Source organism: Synechococcus sp. R8-2 (assembly GCF_047461715.1).
In the GTDB taxonomy this organism is placed as follows: Bacteria; Cyanobacteriota; Cyanobacteriia; order Thermostichales; family Thermostichaceae; genus Thermostichus.
The window spans coordinates 1-613 of sequence record NZ_JANSHQ010000768.1 but is presented as its reverse complement, the minus strand read 5'-3'; the positions used below and the strand labels follow the sequence as shown (position 1 = coordinate 613).

The window sequence follows — 613 nt, the reverse complement described above, 5'->3', positions numbered from 1 at the left end:
CCGGGGTGCTTTTCACCGTTCCCTCACGGTACTGTGCGCTATCGGTCACTGCGTGTAGGTTGCCTTGGACAGTGGTCTGCCCGGCTTCAGTCCGGGTTCTTCGTGCCCGGACCTACTCAGGAGCGACCCGCCCGGCTGAGGCGCCCGCCTACGCGACTGTCACGCTCTGCGGTGCAGGGTTCCACACTGCTTCGGCGCAGCGCGGTCGCTCGGGTGACCGACGAGCAGGTCGGTCACGGGTCGTCCTCCAACCCCGCGGGCGCAACGGCTGCTCCCTATTTCACGCCCGCGGTTTAGGCTGCACCCGGTTCGCTCGCCGCTACTACGGGTGTGGTTCACGCTTCCTCCGGCTACTGAGATGTTTCAGTTGGCCGGGTTCCCGCTCCGCTGTTGCGGAGCGCTGCCAGATGGCAGCGGGTTGCCCCATTCGGAGACCTCCGGATCACAGCCTGCACGCGGCTCCCCGGAGCATATCGGTGCCGTGCCCCGTCCTTCATCGGCACGCAGCGCCATGGCATCCATCGTGTGCTCATCATGTCTTCCTTCCGTCACGGCCAACCGACCGTGACCCGGTCACACGGTGCGGGTGGACGCACGCACCGCAGACCGGCAG

1 rRNA gene is annotated in these 613 nt (G+C 66.9%); it reads right to left on the bottom strand.

Annotation, left to right across the window (positions count from 1 at the left end):
- Positions 1–545, bottom strand: a 23S ribosomal RNA gene (locus NW819_RS14555); the annotation flags it as partial.
- Positions 546–613: the final 68 nt, after the last annotated feature.